Origin of the sequence: Microcystis sp. LE19-41.2A, from assembly GCF_027530405.1 — a bacterium.
Classification (GTDB): domain Bacteria; phylum Cyanobacteriota; class Cyanobacteriia; order Cyanobacteriales; family Microcystaceae; genus Microcystis; species Microcystis aeruginosa.
Genome location: NZ_JAPZQJ010000463.1, coordinates 1 through 21317, shown reverse-complemented (window position 1 = coordinate 21317; position 21317 = coordinate 1). Strand labels below are relative to the sequence as shown.

The window sequence follows — 21317 nt, the reverse complement described above, 5'->3', positions numbered from 1 at the left end:
CTACCCCCCAAAAGCTTGGATTGAGTGATAAAATCGGAAGTAACGGCCAATTTTAAAAGAGAGTTTCCCTTTAAAAATCCCAACTTAGTAGATTTACGAAAGTGAGATTCAGTTCCTGTTCTTTGATTGTAACTGGCTACTTAGTTGATGATAGGTGGTGCGTTAGTAACGCACCCTACGACTGGCTACTTAGTTGATGATAGGTGGTGCGTTAGTAACGCACCCTACGTTTTACTTCATCTTTATGAGAAAGGCTTGATATTTAATTCTCAGGAAAAAGCCTGTATAATGATAGCTATAGTCCGATTCTGATCGCAGGATTATCCCTATGGCTAAATCTAAAAAACACAATCTGCAATGGATCAAAGAAACCCTCGACTTAAATCCAGATCATAACTGGAAATCTAGTCCAGGTAATAGTATTTTTGTAGCTGGTCGCGGTGCAGTGCGCTTTGAAGTTCCTCAAGATTGGCATTTTGAACCCGATGATAATTCCTTTCGTTTTTTGGATAGAAAACCCCCCAATGATGATTGTCGTTTAGAGGTTTCCTATAATTTACTTCCCCCCGGAGATTGGAAAGAATTACCCCTAAAAGGAATGGTCAAAAAGTTAGCTCGTGAAGATAGCCGCAATCCTCACGAAATTGGCGAAGTTATCCAAGAAAAACGCCAAACTGCGCGCATTGTTTGGGTGCAAATTCAATTCATCGACCCCCAAGAAAATCGGCCAGCTTATTCCCGTATTGCCGTGGGTATTGGTTCTGGAGTTCAATGTTTAATTACTATGGATTATTGGGTCGATGATGCGGAAAAATTCACCCCCGTCTGGGATACGGTTATCTCCTCGCTGGTGTTAGGTTTATACATTCGCGATCCCCGCAGCGGTTTAGCTTTCCCCGACTAAAGGTAATAGCAATTTTGTAGGAAAATTTCCTTGACAAAAAACCTTAATTGTGATAAAGGAAAAATTGATCGCTCGACTCTGGTGGGGATAAGTACCTAAGCAAAATTAATTACACATATCTAACCCCCCCTTGCCTCTTGGCTCCTGCATGAGTGCCTTTCTTCACTAGGAAATTTATTTTGCACGACTACTTAGCTGCCGGTTCCCGCATTGACGGGATGTGCAGGAAAGCAAGAGGCACTGAGACTTAAGCGCAAGCTATGACCTTTAAGTACCTAAGCAAAATTAATCACATATACATGAGTTAATCTGAGAGACAGTTCATTCGATATGCGATTACCCTGTAATACTAAATCCTGTTTAAAAGGGATAGAAGAGTGGGGAGCAGGGAGCAGGGAGCGGGGATTAGTGAGAGGAAGTTCGAGGATTTGTACTAAAATTCCCAATAGGCAGTTTAAAGGCAGTACAGCTTACAGCATTTCTCAGATAGATGAGGTTTGCTCTTGCATCTGAAATACTTGATTAGCAAGGATCAGTCTGTGCTTCACCTTTACGAGAAAGGCTGTATATAAAACTTTCTAGTTTTGACCGTTAAAACTGGATTTCGATAGTAATCAACTCCCTAACGGGGGAAAGAAGACGAAGGCAATTAATCCCTACAGCAGTGTCTTTTTGCTCCTATAAAATAAAGCTTAATATCTCTATCTAAAGGGATATGATTAATTTTCCTAGCTCATATAGAATAACCAGTAAGAGATGAGCAAAATATGAAAGCATATAACTGACTGTCTAAAGTAAATTATTCTTCCTCGATACATTTCTTGAATTTAAACCTCAGTCATATATATGAATACCCTAAGTACAGGACAAAAAATAATTTCTTCTCTGGCAAAAATGGTTCCAAGCTTTATCTGGAGAGACTTTCGGGATTATGTTCCAAAAGTGCTACCGTGCAAGGCTTTCAAAGATTTTGTCCTGTACTGAGATGAATACCTTCATCTGTAATTAGCAGGGCTAACCCTTTGAAATTATCACCGATATTAGCAAGGAAATTATCTACAATCACCATGCTATTAAACCTTTGTCGACCAATTATAAACTAGGATAAAACACTGATGAAAGTCCTATTAGTTGCCTCGACGGGAGGTCATTTCCAAGCGATGCAAAAACTGCGACTTTTTTGGGAAAACCACAATTGTTGTTGGGTCACTTTTCGTACCCCCGAAACCCAAGAAATCTTGCAAGACTATCCAGTTTATTGGGCTTATGCCCCGACTAATCGCAATATTCCCAACCTATGGCGTAATTTTGTCTTAGCAGCCCAAGTTCTTCTCAAAGAACGTCCTCAATTAATTTTATCTACAGGGGCAGGAGTTGCCGTTCCCTTTATCATTTTGGGCAAGTTATTGGGATGTAAAACAGTCTTTGTTGAGTCTTTTACACGGGTTGAAGCTCTCAGTTTATCGGCACGATTAGCCCAACCATTTTTAGATGTTATCTATGTGCAGTGGGAACAGCTAAAACAACGTTATGCTAAGACCGAAATGGTAAATTAACCGATATTTATGGCAATTGTCGAGGAAAATACTATGATTCTAGTCACTGTCGGTACAGAGCAGTATCCTTTTAATCGTCTGATGGAATGGATAGATAGTTTAATCAAACTAAGTATAATTTCTCCAGAAGAAAAAGTGATTGTCCAATACGGTTCTTGTACCCATTTACCGAAAAATGTGGAAGCATACCCGATTTTGCAGCCAACAGAGTTTCAAGACTTAGCCCAAAAAGCCCGTTTAATTATTGCCCATTGTGGAGAAGGAACGATTGATTTATTGGCGACCTTGAAGGTTCCCTTTATTTTAGTTCCCCGTTCCCATATTTTCGGTGAACACGTTGACAATCATCAACTAGAATTAGCGGCAGCTCTCCGGCTGAAAGGAATTTGTATTGCCCAATCGAAGCAGGAATTAGCTTACTTTGTCAGTGAGCCTAAACTGACCAGTTTAGGGAAAGCTCCCACGGATTATTATCACGATATCTGTGATTCTTTAAGTCAACGCTTTCAGGATAGGGCTCTCTTATTCCTCTTATTGTGTGATCAGTTTAACTTACTATAGAAGCGATCAATCTTTGTGTCCTCTGTGTCTCTGTGGTTCCTTCCACTCGCTCGCCAGCAGGACTGTATCTTAGAATACATTTTACCCACCAAACTCAAGAGAGCCAGGATAGTTACGAGCCTCGTCTAGCTTCTACTTGGCGGAAAGTATCTCTCTCTAGAAAACTCCGAAAAATTTCCGAGGGATTGTTTGTAGAAATCAGCTACCTGTGGAAAAACCTTAGCCGCTATCTCCACTTTTCCTTTCTTCAGTCCTGTCCTTTAGGAATGTCTTCACTTTAAGACCTGGCACTATATAAGAGGGAAAACTGTCTATTAACTGTCTATTAATTGACGCAATTGTGATTAAAATCACGGTTAGATCGAGGTAAGTCTGTTTCAGTAGATTTATATTTTCCAGTGATTTAACACTCACTTGTCTTCAGACAACTTATAATTTATTCTTTCCAAAAGTCAACTATTTTTAGGAATCAACTATGGCTAATCGATTAAGAGTGATCATGCTCGGACCTGATCCCCACGAACAGGGCGGCATGGGGTCAGTGGCTTCTTTGATTTTAAATACACCTATACCCAATATTAAAATTCAATATTTGTCCACTTGGAAAGCTTATTCGGGCAAGGCAAAAATCGGCAATTTGTTGCATTTAATTGCCACCTTTAACCAAGCATTTCTGTCTTTTTTGCGCCTGTTATTGCAGGGAAAAGTTGACGTAGTGCATCTTCACCTCTCGGAAAGGGGCAGTGCTTTAAGAGTCAGTATTATGATGGTCTTTGCCCTGATTTTTCGTAAACCGATTATTATCCATGCCCACGGTTGTGAATTTCATGAATTCCACGATAACTTAGCTGCACCTCTGAAAAAAAGCTTGGATTGGCTGCTACAACAATGCACCTATCTGATTGCCCTATCCCAAAGCTGGCAGAATTATTATATTTATCATTGTGGCCTAAAAAGTTCTCAGGTTTTGCTCCTAAATAATCCCGTACAGCTGCCCGCCCAAATTCCCGAACGTCAAAACAGACAGCAATTAAATTTAGTTTTTTTAGGTAGAATAATTCAACGCAAGGGAGTATACGACCTCCTGCACGCTCTCGCCAGACTAAGCCAAGAATCCCTAGGCAAAATCCATTTAATTTTAGCGGGTAGCGGTGAAGTTGACCAAGCTCAAGCTCTCGCCCAAGATTTAGGCATAGAACCATATATTAGTTTCCCTGGTTGGATTAACCCCCAAGAACGCGAGCAGCTCCTTGCCCAAGCAGATATTTTTCTCTTACCTTCCTATAATGAGGGGCTACCCATGGCCCTTTTAGAAGCCATGAGTTGGGGACTAGCGGTAATTACTACACCCGTGGGCGGCAGTGGCGAAGTTGTAATTCACCAACAGACAGGTTTATTGGTTAATCCTGGCGATAGGCAAGGATTGGCAGATCAGTTGGAATTATTGGTCAATAATGAATCACTCCGCCTAAAATTAGGGAAAAATGCCCGAGAGTTCGTTACTCCTTTGGATATCAATAACTACAATAGGTCTCTTGCCAACCTATACCAATTAGCCCTTAGAGCAGCCAAATCTTTGGCTGTAGAACCAAGTTTTTAGTACCTAAATTTATGGAAAACCGACACCTAACTGAGGAAATTGATTTCCTCAAATACTGGTCAATTGTTAAGCGTCATTGGCTCCCCGCCACGGCTGTGGCAATGTTGCCATTAATGGCCTTGCTATACTTAGCTTTTTCGTCCGAAAAACAATACGAAGCTTCTGGTAAACTCAAGTTTAAACGAGAAAATGTTACCTCTGCCTTGGTCACGGAAGCGGGTGAGAAAATTGGCAAACTCGATTCGTTAAAAGTTCAAGATACACCTCTAGATACAGAAGCAGAAATTTTGCAATCGGCTCCCATAGTTACTGAAGTGATTAAAAACTTAAATCTTAAGGACAAAAAAGGAGAATTGCTGATATATGAAGACTTTTTAAAGAATTTAAAAGTTACTAACATACCGGGTACCGATATTTTGATGGTTAGTTATAGAAGTCCCAGTGGAGATCAGTCCGCAAAAGTAGTTAATGAGGTGATGAAGAACTATTTAAAAAATAATATCACCTTGAATCGGGCAGAGGTCGAGGCGGCTAAACAATTTGTTAGTCAACAATTACCGAAAGCTGAAAAAGCTTTAAGAGAAGCAGAAAGTAATTTACAAAGCTTTAAAACCAAGAATCAGATCGTTGATTTGCGAGGAGAGGCAAGCCTACTTGTACAGCAAATTGGGCAATTAGATCAACAAATTAGTCAACTGCAAGGAGAAAAGGCTAAAGTGGCAGCAAAAAGTCAAGAACTACGCCAAAATATCGGCACAAATCCCCCAAAAGCGATCGCTCAAAGTAAGGTTAATAATTCCATTGCTGTACAGAATGCTCGCCTGAAACTGCAAGAGGTGGAAAGAGAATTGGCTGTGGAACGCACCCGTTATACAGAAGCTAACCCAGTGGTGATAACATTAAGAGACAAACAAGCGGTTTTAAAGAATTTATTGAATCGGGCAGTCCAAGAAGCGATGACACAACCCGGAAGTAATTCTCGCGTGTCTCAAAGCAAGGACTTACAGGACAGTTTGACAGAATATCTAGTCAGTAATGAAGCGGAAAATAAAGGTCTAATCAAGCAATTAACTTCTCTACAAGAAACAAAAGCTGCCTATGCTCAACGGGCTAAACAAATTCCACAACTAGAGCAAAGCCAAAAAGTTTTAGAGCGTCAAGTGGAAATTGCTCAAACTTCCTACCAAGCACTCAGAAAAAATCTCCAGGAGCTAGAAATTACCGAAAAACAGCAGGTAGGCAATGCTCAAATTGTCAGTGATGCTGTGCTTTCTAAATATCCGAAATCATCGCAAAAACAGTTAGAGACTATCGGTATAGTTGTAGGGGGTATAACTTATTTATTAACGACTTTTCTGTTAGAATTGGTTTCTCCTTCACTTAAAAGTATTAAAGAGATCAAGAAAATTTTTCCCTATACCTTTTTAGGTTCTTTGCCTCGACCAAATAAAAAAATGACTAATATCATTCTTCAAGAACAGCCCAATTCCCTATTTAGTCAAGCCTATCGCCGCGTTTTGTCCCAAATCACTATTGCTAATCCCGACAAAAATCCGATAACTGTTATTGTTACCAGTAGCATTTTTGGAGAAGGAAAATCAGAAGTAGCTGCTAATTTAGCTCTGGCTAAAGCTGAACTTGGTAGTCAGGTTTTAATAATTGATGCTGATCTCCCTAATCCTCAACAACAGAGAATTTGGTCTTTAGACAATGATCAAGGCTTAAGTGATATTTTGGCAAGAAAAACTCAATTATCTTTAGCAATCAAGAATATTAGTAAAAATCTCGATCTTATCTTAGCAGGTCATCAAGTTATTAACCCATTAGCTCTATTTAATAGTGATAAAATGGAGAGTTTATTGTACGAAAGCCTCGAAACTTATGACTTTATTATTATCGATGCGCCGCCGTTGCTTTTGAATGATATTACTCTCCAAATTAGCCCCAAAACAGACGGGATTATTTTCGTAGTCAACCCAGAAAAACTAGAGACCACCACAGCCATACAAGTGCAAGAAATACTGAAGAAATATCAGTATAACCTGCTTGGTTTAGTCGTTAATGGAGTGAGAATTGATCGGGAATCAGAACCTTATTTTCGCTATGCCAAAAGCTACTTTAACTCTTGATTATCTTGATTAATTACTATATACATAAAAAGTATTTTAGTTATATTAAATCTCTAAATTTAACCCAAAAAAATGAACGCATATCCCCTAGTATCTATTATCATCCCTGCCTATAACACTGAATCCTATATTGCCAAAGCTATTCAATCTGCCCAAGAGCAAACCTTAACCAATATAGAAATCATTGTTATTGATGATTGTTCCACCGATAACACTCTTGCCATTGCCCAAAGTTTTAATGATCCCCGTATTATAATTATCCATAATTCAGAAAATCTTGGAGCAGCATCTACCAGAAACAAGGCAATTAAATTGGCAAAAGGTAGCTGGTTAGCTCTCTTGGATTCCGATGATTGGTATGAACCAAACCGCCTGGAAACTCTCTTGGAAGTTGCCCAAAAAACTCAGGCAGATCTAGTTAGCGATGATGTGTATCTCATTTATGATCAAGCACCGTCGCCCTGGACAACAGTAATTAAAATGAGTGGGCAAACCCTTGCTCACCCCCTGGTATTAGAGCCAATTTCTTTTATTACAAAACAAAAGTTTGAAAGTAAAAGCCTCTTTGTCACGATGACTAAACCAATTATCAATCGTCAATTCTTACTAGCGCATAATCTTGAATACGATCCCACTCTCAGACAAGGACAAGATTATTGGTTTTATTTAGACTGTTTGTTAAAGGAGGCTAAGTTTATTTTTTATCCCTATCCCTACTATTATCAAAGAACTAGACCAGGCTCCCTGACTCAGCAAAAAACCTCCCTAAGACTAGAATCTTACTGTCGAGCTAACCAAAAGTTTTTAGAAAAAATAGAAGTAAAAAATAGTCGAGAATTAACCAGAGCTTTAGTTAAGAATTTGCGTCATCTTCAGAGGTTTAAAAATTATTATAAAGTTGTTGAACCCCTGAAAGAGGGAAAATTTTTGGAGGCCCTACAAGCCCTCAATATCGATTTCTTGCTCCTGTTCCTGCAACGCATTCCCACACTTTTATAAAACCATCTATCCCAAAAACCCGCTTAGGAAAAAACTATTATGAGCTTAAGAGCAAAAGTGATGCGTGGGGGAGCTTATCTAGCGGGACGGCAAGGTCTAGGTATGGTCTTAAGTATTATCAGTGTCTTCTTAGTTACCCGTCTAATCGGTCCAGAAAATTATGGATTATTTGTATCGGCGTTTGGAGTTTTTTCCTATCTGCAACGGATTTTTCAGCTAGGAATTAATTTTTATCTAATTCGAGAGATTAATCCAGAAGAAGAACCGCATAATTATCATCAGGGATTTACCCTCATGCTTCTACTAGGTATTCTTGGTTTAATACTAGGAATTATTACCATTCCTTTGCTGGCACAATGGATTAAGATAGGCAATTTTTCAGCCCTTGCCATATCCCTATTTTTGAGTTTACCTTTTGTCCTCTGTTTTCAAATTCCCTTAGCTAAATTAGAAAGAGAATTAAACTATAAAAAAGTTGCCATGATTGAATTGCTCAATCAATGCCTCTACGTTTTAGTAAGCGTTTATTTCGCCTTCCAGGGAGCGGGAGCATGGGCATTAGTAGCGGCTTGGTGGGCGCAAACTCTCCAGTCAGTGGTGCTGTTTTTCTGGTGTTCCGGTTATCGTCCTCGATTATTCTGGAATCTCGTTTTAGTCAAAGATATGTTAGGCTACGGCATAACTTTGTCCGCAGCCCAGTGGATTTTCTTTTTGCGAGACCTAGTTAATCCCCTGCTGGTGGGACGTTTTGGCGGAGCAGAAGCCGTCGGTTTTGTTGCCTTAGCCATTCGTTTAGTCGAAGTTCTCAGTTTTGTTAAACACGCAACTTGGCGTATTTCCATGGCCGCCTTAGCCAAAATTCAAGATAACCCGCCCAAGCTACGCTGGGCAATTACCGAGGGTATGAGCCTACAAGTCCTCGCTCTCGGCCCGATTTTGGATGTAGTCGCATGGACTTTACCTTTGATTATCGGTTTGGCTTTTGGGGAACGCTGGCGCGTCGCCCTACAGGTATATCCCTTTATTGCCTGGGCTTATTTGACTAATTCCCTCTTTAATCTCCATTCTTCCACACTCTACGTTCTCAGAAAAAATACCTATGTGGCTTTATTTCACCTTCTCCACGTCGCCCTTTTTGCAGGAGGAGCTTGGTTACTGTTGCCAAAATTAGGTATTGTTGGCTATGGATGGGCAGAAGTTATCGCCCTTCCCGCTTATGGTCTGATTCACCTTTTTATTACTAAAATCATTGGCAGCCCCGATTATCGTTTAGCCCTCCTCTGGTGGGCGGCCTGTTCTCTTCCCTTATTTGTTCAACAATTGGGTATGTGGACGGGTTTCGGTCTAATTTTTGTGATCCTACTGCCGATAACACGCCAACAAATTCGCAGTTATTGGCATAGTTTTCAACATTCTTCCTGATTTTTCCTGAACAGCCCATGATTAACCCCAATCAGTCGCCCCTAGTCAGCATTTTAATCAATAACTATAACTATGCTGGTTTTTTACCGGCAGCGATTTCTAGTTCCCTAGAACAAACCTATCCCCATCTGGAGATAATTGTGGTAGATGACGGTTCCCAGGATCGTTCTCGTCAGGTGATAGAAGAATACGGTCAGCAAATTATCCCCATATTCAAAGTTAATGGTGGTCAAGCTTCCGCTTTTAATCAGGGTTTTGCTGCTAGTAGCGGAGAAATTATCTGTTTTTTGGATGCAGACGATTTATTTAGTCTTAATAAAGTTGAAAAGGTCGTAGAGATTTTTCAGGACTATCCCGATATTGGTTGGTGTTTTCACTCCTTGCAGATGTTTACAGATAAAACTGCTGCCCCAGACCATGCTACCCCAAAATCAGTCAATTCAGGAGTTTATGATTTAAGAAATTGCTTGTCCCAGGGAAAACTGCGAGGAAAAATGCCCTTTGAGGGTACAGCCACCTCTGGCATCTGTTTTCGCCGCTCTTTTTTAGAGCAGTTATTACCCATGCCCGAAGAAATTAGAATTACTAGCGATGATTACTTAAAATACGCCGCTTTTGCCCTAACTCCGGGCTATATTCTCCTAGAAAAACTTGCCCAACAAAGAATCCATGCTAACAACGCTTATACTTTACGAAAAAACCAAAAATCTTTACGGGGTAAAATTAATATCTTAACTGCCTTTTGGCTTAAAAGTAATTTTCCGCAAATGTCGAAATTTACTAACAATATTTTTACTCTCGGCTATAGCTTCTATAATCGAGAAGATAATGGCGACCCGCACCTAAAACTTCTCATTCACAAGTATTTCTGTTCTCTTACCATAGGAGAAAAAATAGAAGTCCAGATCAGAAGAATTTATTATTGTTTAAAATCAAAGATTAATCCTCTTTTTCAACCATGATCAGAATCCCCCCACTACTGGAAAAGTTTATAACTATTTTTAGTCTAATTTTTTACACACGACTATTTTCTTTTGAAAGCTTATTTGTCCATTCCGAGGGGGAATTAGCCGTCAGTTCTCCTGACTATACTCCCTTAGATCCACTTCTCTCTTTAATGCAGCATGGAATCGCTTTTGTGGTTTTGGTGCTAATGGCTCTCCGTTGGCAACATACCATCGGATTTTTTGGCCGTAATCCCTTTCTTTGGTTACTAATTATTCTGGTACTAATTTCCGCTAACTGGTCGAATTTTCCTGAGATTACCCAAAGACGTTCCTTCGCTTTTTTAGAAACTTGTCTATTTGCCTTATATTTTGCCTCGCGCTACGCAATTAAAGAACAACTAAGACTAACAGCTTATGCTTTAGGCATCACTGCTATTATTAGTTTTTTCTTCAGCCTTGCCTTCCCCTCTAGTGCTTTAGAATCGGGAGTCCATGCTGGCTCATGGAGGGGTCCTTTTCTCCATAAAAATCTCTTTGCTCGTTTAATGACCTTAATTTGTCTAGTTAACCTACTGGTCACACCAGTTAATCGGAGAGAAGGCTATCTATTTTTAGCCTTTTGCTGTCTCTCTTTTGGAATGATTGGACTTAGCACTTCTAAAAGCGCTCTTTTTATCGGTATAATCCTATTCATACTAATGCAAATTTACCAAACTATTTCTTGGCAAGATTATATCAGAATTCCCCTCTGGTTAACTGGGCTTTTACTGGCAGGTTCTTTATTTCTTTGGATCGGGATGAATTTAGAAGATATTATTACTGCTTCTGGTCGAGATTTAACCCTATCAGGAAGAACTATTATTTGGTCTGCTGTTCTTGATAAAATCCAAGAAAGACCTTGGCTAGGTTATGGATATTTAGGGTTTTGGTATGGATTAAAAGGACCTTCTTCCTATGTACAGAAAGCCTACGGTACTACCTATATACCTCCCCACTCTCATAATGGCTTCCTCGAACTAGCTATTGCTTTCGGATTAGTGGGAACTATCCTATTTATTATGAGTTTTTTATTAGTTATAAGACGCGCAATTATCTCTGCTATTTATCAATCCCATCACGAGGGTTTATGGCCGTTGATGTACTTATCATTTCTGATACTATATAATCAAACTGAGTCCACTTTACTCGAACATAACTCCATTTTTTGGTTGTTGTATATGTCCCTAGCTCTATCTCCTTTTTTACCTCAGCATAATGCTCAATTAAACTATGAACAAAATAGCGTTTTTTCTCAGTGATTTAGATGGCGGTGGGGCCGAACGAGTTATACTTAACTTGGCTAATGGTTTTGCCCAACAGGGAGAATTTGTTGATCTAGTTTTAGCTCGAAAAGAAGGTTTATACTTAGGACAGATTGACCCCGGGGTGAATACTATAGATTTAAAAGCCAAAAGTCTGTTTAGGAGTATCCCCTCCCTAGTCAAATATCTACAAAATCAACGTCCACAAGCCATGATATCAGCCCTAGAAGATACCAATATTGTTGCTCTTATGGCTAAAATCCTAGCAAGGAAAAAAATATCTGTCTTTGTGACAGTACATAATAACTTATCTCAAGAAATACGCCATGCTCAACAGTGGAAGCGCAAAATAGTTCCCTATTTTCTGCGGTGGATTTATCCTTTTGCTAACCGAGTGGTTTGTGTTTCCCAAGGAGTCGCCCAAGACTTAATTAAATTTGGCATCAAACCTCAACAAATTCGAGTCATTTATAATCCGATTGTTACCCCAGAATTAATCGTCAAACTGCAAGAAAACCTAGAACATCCTTGGTTTTTACTTGGTCAGCCGCCAGTAATTTTAGGAGTGGGAAGACTCAATCATCAAAAAGATTTTCCTACCCTAATTCGGGCTTTTGCTTTAGTTCGACGAGTGCAACCCGCTAGATTATTAATACTAGGAGAAGGAGAGACCCGCAGCGAACTTATATCGTTGATTAAAGAACTAAATTTAGATACAGACGTACAATTAGAGGGATTTGTCGAAAATCCTTTTGCTTATATGAAAAAGGCACAGGTTTTAGTATTATCCTCCGCTTGGGAGGGTTTTGGTAATGTTTTGGTAGAGGCAATGGCTGCTGGCATTGCAGTGGTATCGACGGATTGCCCTAGCGGACCAGAGGAAATTTTAGATAAAGGAAAATACGGTTCCCTAGTGGCGATCGCTGATTCAGCAGCTATGGCAGCGGCAATTCTTAATACCTTGAAAAATAACGTCGATCCGAGTTGGCTAAAAAATAGAGCCGAGGAGTTTTCTTTAGAAAAAATCCTGGATCAATACCGTTTACTAATAGAGAAAAAACTTTAGTGGATTTTTATCTAAAATTATGAAAAAATTGCAGTCTTTTCAACTGATTTTAGCAGCGATTCAAGCAGATCTTGATCGCTATGTTGTTACCGACAATTTGTCTTGGCTAGAAGTGGTTTTAACCAAAAGAGGTTTTTGGGCGACCTTGCAATATCGTGTCAGTCGTTGGATTCATTTTCATTTCCATTTTCCTATTCTCCGGAGTCTCCTAAAAGCTATTTGCCTCATTTGGCGTTTAATCCTTGAAATGATTACTGGCATAGAATTACCTAACCGGGCTGAAATTGGTCAGGGTTTGTTTATACCCCACGCTCACGGCATTATTGTTCACTACGATGTTCAAATTGGCGAATACTGTAATTTAAGCCAAGAAGTGACTATTGGTGTGGCTGGCCGGGGAGAAAAAGCGGGAGTGCCTAAAATTGGGGATCGTGTATATATTGCCCCTGGTGCGAAAATTTTTGGATCGATTATTATTGGTGATAATGTAGCCATCGGTGCTAATGCAGTAGTTACAAAAGATTTACCCGATCAGGCGGTGGCGGTGGGTATCCCCGCTAAAGTTATTAGTTATCAAGGTTCAGAAGATTTTATTCTCTATCGAGAAACCCCAAAAAATTCTCAGAAAGTTTTCCCAACCTCTTTTCAAGATCGACCCTAGAAGTCTTGAACTATAGCTTCGCCAAGTACGAAAGCGACTAATGATATTCTCAATCTTAATTGAAATGACTATAATATTGTCGCCATAATAAACTCTTTTGCTAGAACTATTAAGACAATATCAAAGAAACGGCGTTGTTTAATCAAGATATGAATACTAAAAGTTAGCCTATTACTAGGTTTTAAAAATTGCAAAAGAAGACAATTCATGCTTAAAATCAATCGGCAACGCCAGGAAAAATTCACCCCCGTCTGGGATACGGTTATCTCCTCCCTGGTGTTAGGTTTATACATTCGTGATCCCCGCAGCGGTTTAGCTTTCCCCGACTAAAGGTAATAGCAATTTTGCGGGAAAATTTCCTTGACAAAAAACCTTAATTGTGATAACAGAAAAATTGATCGCTCGACTTGCGTGGGGATAGCTGCCGGTCCCCGCATTGACGGGATGTGCGGGAAAGCAAGAGGCACTGAGACTCAAACGCAAGCTATGACCTTGAGGAATAGTGATAAAAGTGGCTTGCAGGGCAATATTTAGGGGCAATTCGGGATTATTTACCCGTTTATAACCCTGAGTGATATTAAAAACCCGACCATCGGGGGTAACTTGAGAAACCACCGCGCAGATATCGAAACTAACCGCATCTGCTTGACAATAACAATCCAGACGGGGACTACCCAAAATCGTTAAATCTTTCCCTAGGGGGGGAGAAGTGTAGGTAATCACATCACTGCGACAGTCTAGCATAGTGCGGTCGAATATTCCCCCCGGTAGGGCGCTATGACCTCCTAAAGATGGGACCGGTCGCCAAGGATCGTGAACGATGGTATCCTCGATCGCAGGTTCTAACAAAATCGCGCTTAATTTCCCCTCATCCTCGCGCAGATTGGCTAAACCTTGACTAGCAAGATAATAAATTTGCTGATTTTCTCCTGGAAACTTCTCCAGATATCGCCATTGATTAGACCCCATTTGAAATAGATACATAGGAGGATTTTTTAATAATTCCGTTTCCTGACCTTTTAAGAAATAATCAAACCATTGCAGCTGCATTTTATCCACGGGACTAATTGCCTCTTGACCATAATCTATCTCTCCTACTTTTCTCCCCCAGGGTAGATGAGTCCAAGCACCAATAATTAGCTGTTGGGGATAGATAGAACGCGCTTGCATTTCTTGGTATAAACTCAAAGTTCCCCGGAGATGAGGATCGAACCAACCCCCGATATGTAACATCGGTAAATCGATATTTTTTAACAGGTTTTGCGGTGATAAATTTTGCCAATAGTCATCGGGAAGATAACGAGTAATCCAATCGTGATAAAAAGAATCAGCAGCTAAATCTTGCAGAATTTGGGGAGAGGCAGCAATAGGATCAAAAAGGGGTAAATTTCGGGAAGCTACCCAGAGTTTTTGATAGGCAGTTTCGTCCCCTTTTAATCTAGCTGTTTCCGCCGCTAATTGTATTGCCCAAGCGAGATTATATTGTAAATTAAATGCTTCATTTTCATAGCCCCAATCTCGATATAAATCGTGAGCTATCATTGCTGGGCAAATAGTTTTTAAAGCAGCATGACCATTAGTAGCGGCGTATAATTGAGTCATTCCCTGATAGGAAAAACCATACATTCCCACCACACCCGTATTATTAGGAATAGTTAAAACCCATTCAATGGTTTCTAATCCGTCGCTAATTTCATGGGCAAATAAATTAAAATTTCCCGTCGAGTTTCCCCGTCCCCGGACATCCTGAATTACTACAATATAACCCTGACGTGCATACCAGCTAGGATGGGCATAAACCACCGTGGAAGCGATCGTTTTTCCGTAGGGTTGTCGCATTAGTAAAATGGGCAAAGATTCCCTACTATCGGGACGATAAATATCGGCAACTAAACTAATTCCATCTCTGGTGATTAAACTAGCCGTTTCTTTTTTTATGGGGTAGGGATTAAACATTATTATCTCTTTCAGATCAAAAATACTGTCGGGTGGCTCAATCGAGAAAACTTGACAAAGACCAGATAAAGCTTAACTAAATGTTACAATAGAGGCGGACTGCCTCAACTGCCTAGGACTGGAGAAAAATCAGCGATGCTACGACTAGAGAGAATTAGTAAGATTTACCCGACGGGAGAAGTGTTAAAAGATGTCACTTGGGAAGTAAAAACTGGCGATCGCATCGGGTTGGTGGGAGTCAATGGGGCCGGAAAATCCACCCAGCTGAAAATTATTATGGGGGAAGTGGAACCCACCGCCGGGGAGATCATCCGTCCTACCAGTCTCCATATCGGCTATCTTACCCAAGAATTTGAAGTGGATCCCCGTCGGACGGTACGGGAGGAATTTTGGACGGTGTTTCAAGAAGCGAATCAAGTCCACCATCAACTAATAGAAATTCCCCAGCGCATGGAAAAAGCTGATCCCGAAGAATTAGATCGCTTAATTCATCAATTGGATCGCCTACAAAGACAATTTGAAGCGTTAGATGGTTACGGATTAGAAGCGCGCATCGAGAAAATTTTACCAGAAATGGGCTTTACTAGCGATGACGGCGATCGCTTGGTAAGTTCCTTTAGTGGTGGTTGGCAAATGCGGATGAGTTTAGGTAAAATTCTCCTGCAAACTCCCGATATTTTACTCCTCGATGAACCGACTAACCATTTAGACTTAGAAACCATTGAATGGTTAGAAAAATTCCTCAAGGATTTAACTACTCCCATGGTCATAGTTTCCCACGACCGGGAATTTCTCGATCGTCTCTGTACCAAAATTGTCGAAACTGAAAGGGGAGTTTCTACCACTTATTTAGGTAATTATTCTGCCTACCTACAGCAAAAATACGAACAACAATCTGCTCAGTTAAGTGCCTACGAACGTCAGCAAAAAGAACTAGAAAAACAGCAAGCTTTCGTGGATCGGTTCCGGGCCAGTGCCACCCGCAGTACCCAAGCAAAAAGCCGGGAAAAACAATTAGAAAAGGTAGAAAAAATTGAAGCACCAATTGCCGATGTGCGTACCTTAAAATTCCAGTTTCCTCCAGCAGTGCGTAGTGGTCGGGAAGTGGTAACTATTAAAAATATTGTTCACATTTACGATGATAAAATTCTCTTTTTGGGAGCAAATCTGGAAATAGAAAGGGGCGATCGAGTGGCGTTTTTAGGACCAAATGGTGCAGGAAAATCCACGCTTTTACGTTTAATTGTTGGGTTAGAACCCCCCACAGAAGGCTCGATCGAAATCGGTAAACATAACGTTATTCCTAGTTATTTTGAGCAGAACCAAGCGGAAGCTTTAGACCTAACTAAAACTGTTTTAAATACCATTCATGATGAAGTTCCCGATTGGAAAGATGTGGAAGTTCGCAGTCTTTTAGGGCGATTTTTATTCAGTGGGGAAACGGTATTAAAAAAAGTAGAATCTTTGAGTGGTGGCGAAAAAGCGCGTCTTGCTTTAGCCAAAATGTTACTTGCTCCCGCTAACTTATTAATTCTCGATGAACCCACTAATCACCTCGATATTCCCGCCAAGGAAATGTTAGAATCGGCTTTAAAAGTTTATGAAGGCACGGTTTTAATTGTTTCCCATGATCGTTATTTTATCTCCCAGGTAGCTAACAAAATTGTCGAGATTCGGGAGGGCGAATTAATTGCCTACGCAGGAGATTATCACTATTATCTAGAAAAACTAGACGAAGAAAAACAAAAAGCCGAACAAAAACGCATTGAAGCAGAAAAAGCGGCCAAAGCTGCTGCTAAACGGGCTAAACAAAAGACCAAAAAAGGTTAGAATATAAAGCATCACCCTATCCACGATTATCCATTCATTAATTAATCTTATGGCAGCTATAAAAGTAGGCGATCGAGTTCCCAATTTTTCTCTCCCTTCCCAAACAGGGGCAACGGTTAATGTCAGCGATTTAATCGGTAAAAAATCCCTGGTAATTTATTTCTATCCCAAAGATGACACTCCGGGTTGTACCGCAGAATCCTGCGCTTTCCGCGATAGTTACGAAGTGTTTACCGATGCGGGTGCGGAAGTTATTGGTATTAGTGCCGATAGTCCCCAATCTCATCAACAATTTGCCCAAAAATATAATCTTCCCTTCACCCTTTTAAGTGATAGCGATAACCGAGTCCGGAAATTATTCGGTGTTCCCTCTACCTTATTCGTCCTCCCCGGACGAGTTACCTATATCATTGATCAAGAGGGAATCGTCAGACATATTTTCGATTCTATGTTAGATTTTAAAGCTCACGTTACCGAATCTTTGAACACGATTAAATCTTTTTAGGTTGATGATTATGCAAGAAATTAAAACATCTATCCCATAATTGGGACAGTTCTGACTTAAAAATAAAATTAATGGTGTGTTAATTTTGACTAACACACCCTCAATCTGCTTTAGTTATTGGCAAAAATGACGGCTGGAAACAGAAGGCTAACATAGGCAAAGCTAACAGCCAAAAGTTTGTCGTTATTCCTTATAAACGTCTAATTGAAATGTTAACTTATACTAAATCCGTTGAGTAGTGGTTTCAAGTTACAACATCCTAAGAAAAGCATTCCCAAATCCGTTCAGCTATGGGATAGAGAGGTGCGTAGTTCAGCCAAGGAGAATTAATCTCTCGAAGTAAAAGTGAAGGGAATTTCTCAAATAGAATTCAGTCTGTTTATATTTGACTATACTTTTACTAACTATATAGTAAAGACTTTCAGGGTGTTTTGCTTGACCACTCCAATGGACTTGCTATAGGAACGATAAAAGTTTAACTTTCTTGGCACGATGCTAAATAACAAACTACAACTTCTGTTAACCAGGGTAGGCCCATGGGCTGTTGGCGGCCTGCTCGGCGGTTTGATCGGCTCTCTGGCCGCGGTACTACTGACTGAGGCAATTAAGCAAACCCTCAGGATTGCCTCTGACCTAGACAAAGTCTGGCTACTGCTGCTGCCTCTGGTGGGCGTTACCTTAGCAGTGCTAGTCCTGTTTGGACTGGGTAGGGGGCAACCCGTGCAGACCTTAGCTCCCCGGGGGGCAACTTCCTCTAGTCGCTGGGGTTCTCTCATGGACTGGTACTCCTTCCCCCATGACATTGCTCGCGCCGACCTGACCGGTGACGTGGTGAACGCATCCGGCGCCGAAGAGCGGTTCCCTTGGAATCTAGCCCCGTTGCGCGCCCTGGCCATCCTCTCCACCGTTGGACTGGGTGCGCCCATGGGAACAGAATCGCCGGCAGCTCATATTGGCGTGGCGACAGGAACCTGGTTAGGTAGCACAAATCCAGCCCTAGGTCAACTGGTGCGGCCCCTGGCCATCGGTGGCGGTGCGGCCAGTGTTTCTGCCCTGATGGGAATCCCTCTGGTGGGCAGCTTTTTTATGTTTGAGTTGAGTCAGCGACGCCAGGTTCCGATCACCCCGGAGCGGGCAGCGGCGATGTTAGCCGGGGGACTGGTGGGATGGGGAGTCAACGCTGCCTTTAAGCTGCAACTGATCCGGCTGGTCGTGCCGCAGGTTGCCCCGACTGACTTCTGGGATGCGGTGGGTGCCACTTTGTTGATCGGAGTGATCGCCGGCACGATTACAGCCCTCACTGGTGAGGCGATCTACTGGGCCAGAGGCTTGCGGGACAGGCCCGCCACTCGTCTCCTGATCGGTGGCCTGGTGATGCTATTCTTGGCGATCGTGATCGGACAGGTGGCGACCCCCGCAGCGGCTTTTGGACCAGGGGGAGCCGCTATCGTCTGGGCCGAAAACATTAAAACAACTCCTTACCACCTGTTGGCAGTGGCTCTGCTCCGGGCCGCGGCCACCACCGCTGCCGTTTTAGCCGGGGGCTGTGGCGGCGTGTTTGTCCCTTTTCTGGCGATCGGCGACCTCAGTGGCCGGGTGTTCGCAACCACCTTTGAGATTTCGGGGGATCTGGCGGGTGCGGCGGGGGCAGCGGCCGGTATTGCTGGCGGCTATCGCCTACCTCTGACCGCCATGGCGATGGTGCTGGGGGTGGGTGGACCGGGGGCAGCCCAGCTAACCTGCCTTGCCACAGTGGTGGTCGCCGCCCTTTCGGGATTGGTGGCCGCACGGGCAGCCAATCAACTCTCCAGTTCCCTGCGCGCAATGTTCCGCTAGAAGCCACCGTCAGGGGATTGACAATCTCCGCACTTTTAGGGCGGAGATTCTTGGGCAACATCTTGCCTCTACTAGCAACCAGCAATTCTCAGTTTTAGACATAGCAAGCCTTTTAGGGATTTAAAGAACATTTTAAAGGGGGATTTTTGGGGCAACTTTGGGTGTACTATCACGTCAAAAGCCTGAAGACTCGTGACATGAAATTTGCAATCCCATTGAATTTGACCCCGTATTATGGGAACTAACCCCCAAAAGCCTTGCTACAGGGCAAATTTAGAATTGCTGTCTTCACCCCGACATTTGAGATAAAAACCCCTAAGAGGATTTGTTAGGGGTTTTTACCCATCAGGAAACTGGTCACAACTTGTCGTAAAGTGAAATAGGACTGACCAGTGCCACCGATTTTGATTAGCAAACTCCCATGATTCATCAACCCCCGGCGGGGACAAGGGATTTATTACCCCTAGAAGTTACCCAAAAAGGCTGGATTAACGATCGCCTTCAGTCTGTCTTTCAGCGTTGGGGCTATCAAAGGATCGTCACCTCCACCATTGAATGGCTCGATACCCTCACCGCAGGCGGTGCGATCGATCCCAGCACCGTGATCCAACTCCACGGGGATAGTCAAGGACTATCGGGATTACGCCCTGAATTAACCGCTTCCATTGCCCGCAGTGCCGTCACCCGCATGAGTGGGGAGTCCTATCCCCAACGTCTCTGTTATCGGGCTAACGTTTTTCGTCGCCCTAGCGCCGGTTATCACGGTCGTCAAGTGGAATTCTATCAAGCGGGGGTAGAACTGCTCTTTTCTGGCGGTTTACTAGCCGATGCCGAGATTTTACTGCTCCTGGCCGACTGTTTCGATAGTTTGGCCGTCCCTAACTGGCAGATTATTTTAGGAGAAGCGGGTTTGACTCGTTCGCTACTTTCTCCCTTTCCGGCTCCCTTACGCGAACAGGTGAAACGCTGTTTAGCCCTCCTCGACTACGTTAGCCTCGAAAATCTTCCCTATCCTAACGAAATCCTCCGGCAGCAAGCCCGACAATTATTCCAGCTGCGCGGTAATCCTGAGGATGTCCTCGCACAAGTGGCAGTATTGGCCCAGGAAGAATCAGCCCAAAAAGCCGTTAATAACCTTAAATCCCTAGTAGAGCTGCTTAATGCCGATCGCTCTGGGCCTTTCCCCCTAATTCTCGATTTAAGTCTGATTCAAACCTTTGATTACTACACCGGCATCGTTTTTAAAGCGGTTAGTGATCACCAGCAAAATCTCAGTATTTTAGGCCAGGGCGGACGCTATGATCAATTATTGGGCGTTTTTCATCCCCAGGGCCAATCGGCTCCGGGTATCGGTTTTTCCCTGAATATCGAAGAACTGCACGAAAGTTTATTATCGGGGCAGACTTTACCCACTCAAGCTGCCCCCCTCGACTGGTTGCTTATCCCTTTGGGTAATAACGCCCAGATAGCGACTTTTAGTAAAGCTCGCTCCCTTCGCACCGGTGATCCGAATCTGAGAGTGGCGATCGATTTAGGGGGTCGCAGCGAGGCACAAATTCGTACCTATGCCCGCGATCGGATGATTAAAAATCTCGCCTGGGTGCAGGAAGATGGTTCCGTGAGCGAAGAATCTCTCTAAAAGGGGGCAAAAGCAGCGAAAATACTGCCTTCTGCCCGCTGCTATAGGACTCTATCTAGGGTTTGCGGCAAAAAGTACGGGCGAAGCATTCGGGCAATAACCTATCGGTGAAACCGTAGATTTTTTATCCGAATGCTTCGCCCCTACAGGACGGGGGCCGATGAAAACGCAAGGTTTTGAAGCACGATTCCCTCAAAATCTTGCACCTGTTTCGCGAGAATAGACCTCGTTTCCAAACATAAACCAGAAGAGCCGTTCAAAAAACTGGTTCTTCGGTTTTTGTTATGCAATGGACGGGGGTTATAAGGGATGGAACCCTTATATAGAAAGGCATTTGGCGATTTTTGTCAATTATTTTTGATCTAGAGCGAACTAATCAATTAAGTCTCTTGCCAGATAAGGATT

General features: G+C 42.2%; 17 protein-coding genes. 16 read left to right on the top strand and 1 reads right to left on the bottom strand.

What is annotated here, in order from left to right:
- Nucleotides 1-328: 328 nt before the first annotated feature.
- From O9290_RS19700 to O9290_RS19645, 12 genes are all read left to right on the top strand, one after another.
- A complete protein-coding gene (locus O9290_RS19700; protein WP_288023583.1) occupies nt 329-904 on the top strand; it encodes an Alr1449 family protein in 576 nt (191 codons plus the stop codon).
- Between the two features lie 1115 nt (nt 905-2019).
- The gene (gene pssD, locus O9290_RS19695) at nt 2020-2460 is read left to right on the top strand and encodes a PssD/Cps14F family polysaccharide biosynthesis glycosyltransferase (RefSeq protein ID WP_002760856.1); all 441 of its coding nucleotides are present in this window, start codon (nt 2020-2022) and stop codon (nt 2458-2460) included.
- 33 nt (nt 2461-2493) lie between these two features.
- Nucleotides 2494-3021 (top strand): glycosyltransferase, encoded by a 528-nt coding sequence (locus tag O9290_RS19690; RefSeq protein ID WP_041804884.1) that lies wholly within the window; start codon nt 2494-2496, stop codon nt 3019-3021.
- 475 nt (nt 3022-3496) lie between these two features.
- Nucleotides 3497-4621: a glycosyltransferase family 4 protein gene (locus O9290_RS19685; protein ID WP_002760862.1), complete on the top strand. Its 1125-nt coding sequence runs from the start codon at nt 3497-3499 to the stop codon at nt 4619-4621.
- 11 nt (nt 4622-4632) lie between these two features.
- Nucleotides 4633-6750 carry a GumC family protein gene (locus tag O9290_RS19680; RefSeq protein WP_288055290.1) on the top strand — a complete coding sequence of 706 codons (2118 nt, stop codon included), beginning with the start codon at nt 4633-4635 and terminating at the stop codon, nt 6748-6750.
- A gap of 72 nt (nt 6751-6822) precedes the next feature.
- Nucleotides 6823-7749 carry a glycosyltransferase family 2 protein gene (locus tag O9290_RS19675; RefSeq protein ID WP_002760865.1) on the top strand — a complete coding sequence of 309 codons (927 nt, stop codon included), beginning with the start codon at nt 6823-6825 and terminating at the stop codon, nt 7747-7749.
- 39 nt (nt 7750-7788) lie between these two features.
- Nucleotides 7789-9171: an oligosaccharide flippase family protein gene (locus O9290_RS19670; RefSeq protein ID WP_002760867.1), complete on the top strand. Its 1383-nt coding sequence runs from the start codon at nt 7789-7791 to the stop codon at nt 9169-9171.
- A gap of 17 nt (nt 9172-9188) precedes the next feature.
- Entirely contained in the window at nt 9189-10133 is a 945-nt protein-coding gene (locus O9290_RS19665) for a glycosyltransferase family 2 protein (protein ID WP_002795730.1), read from the top strand.
- Nucleotides 10130-11416, top strand: a complete 1287-nt coding sequence (locus tag O9290_RS19660; protein ID WP_288023586.1) for an O-antigen ligase family protein — start codon at nt 10130-10132, stop codon at nt 11414-11416. Before O9290_RS19665 ends, O9290_RS19660 begins: the two co-directional genes overlap by 4 nt.
- Entirely contained in the window at nt 11388-12485 is a 1098-nt protein-coding gene (locus O9290_RS19655; RefSeq protein ID WP_002760871.1) for a glycosyltransferase, read from the top strand. The genes O9290_RS19660 and O9290_RS19655 overlap by 29 nt, the downstream gene beginning before the upstream one ends.
- Before the next feature lie 19 nt (nt 12486-12504).
- Nucleotides 12505-13146: a serine O-acetyltransferase gene (locus O9290_RS19650; RefSeq protein WP_288055287.1), complete on the top strand. Its 642-nt coding sequence runs from the start codon at nt 12505-12507 to the stop codon at nt 13144-13146.
- A 207-nt stretch (nt 13147-13353) separates the two neighbouring features.
- Nucleotides 13354-13476 (top strand): hypothetical protein, encoded by a 123-nt coding sequence (locus tag O9290_RS19645; protein ID WP_256377800.1) that lies wholly within the window; start codon nt 13354-13356, stop codon nt 13474-13476.
- Here the strand turns inward: O9290_RS19645 and O9290_RS19640 are convergent.
- Nucleotides 13459-15102, bottom strand: a complete 1644-nt coding sequence (locus O9290_RS19640; protein ID WP_288055284.1) for a CocE/NonD family hydrolase — start codon at nt 15100-15102, stop codon at nt 13459-13461. The two genes, O9290_RS19645 and O9290_RS19640, sit on opposite strands and share 18 nt — an antisense overlap.
- Before the next feature lie 135 nt (nt 15103-15237).
- Here O9290_RS19640 and O9290_RS19635 point away from each other — a divergent pair, with 135 nt between their 5' ends.
- From O9290_RS19635 to O9290_RS19620, 4 genes are all read left to right on the top strand, one after another.
- Complete coding sequence (locus O9290_RS19635) at nt 15238-16932, top strand: ABC-F family ATP-binding cassette domain-containing protein (RefSeq protein ID WP_288055282.1); 1695 nt, start codon at nt 15238-15240, stop codon at nt 16930-16932.
- Between the two features lie 49 nt (nt 16933-16981).
- The gene (locus O9290_RS19630; RefSeq protein WP_002760875.1) at nt 16982-17437 is read left to right on the top strand and encodes a peroxiredoxin; all 456 of its coding nucleotides are present in this window, start codon (nt 16982-16984) and stop codon (nt 17435-17437) included.
- A gap of 492 nt (nt 17438-17929) precedes the next feature.
- The gene (locus tag O9290_RS19625) at nt 17930-19273 is read left to right on the top strand and encodes a chloride channel protein (protein ID WP_288055279.1); all 1344 of its coding nucleotides are present in this window, start codon (nt 17930-17932) and stop codon (nt 19271-19273) included.
- Nucleotides 19274-19694: 421 nt separating this feature from the next.
- Nucleotides 19695-20912: an ATP phosphoribosyltransferase regulatory subunit gene (locus O9290_RS19620; protein ID WP_288055276.1), complete on the top strand. Its 1218-nt coding sequence runs from the start codon at nt 19695-19697 to the stop codon at nt 20910-20912.
- Nucleotides 20913-21317 lie beyond the last annotated feature (405 nt).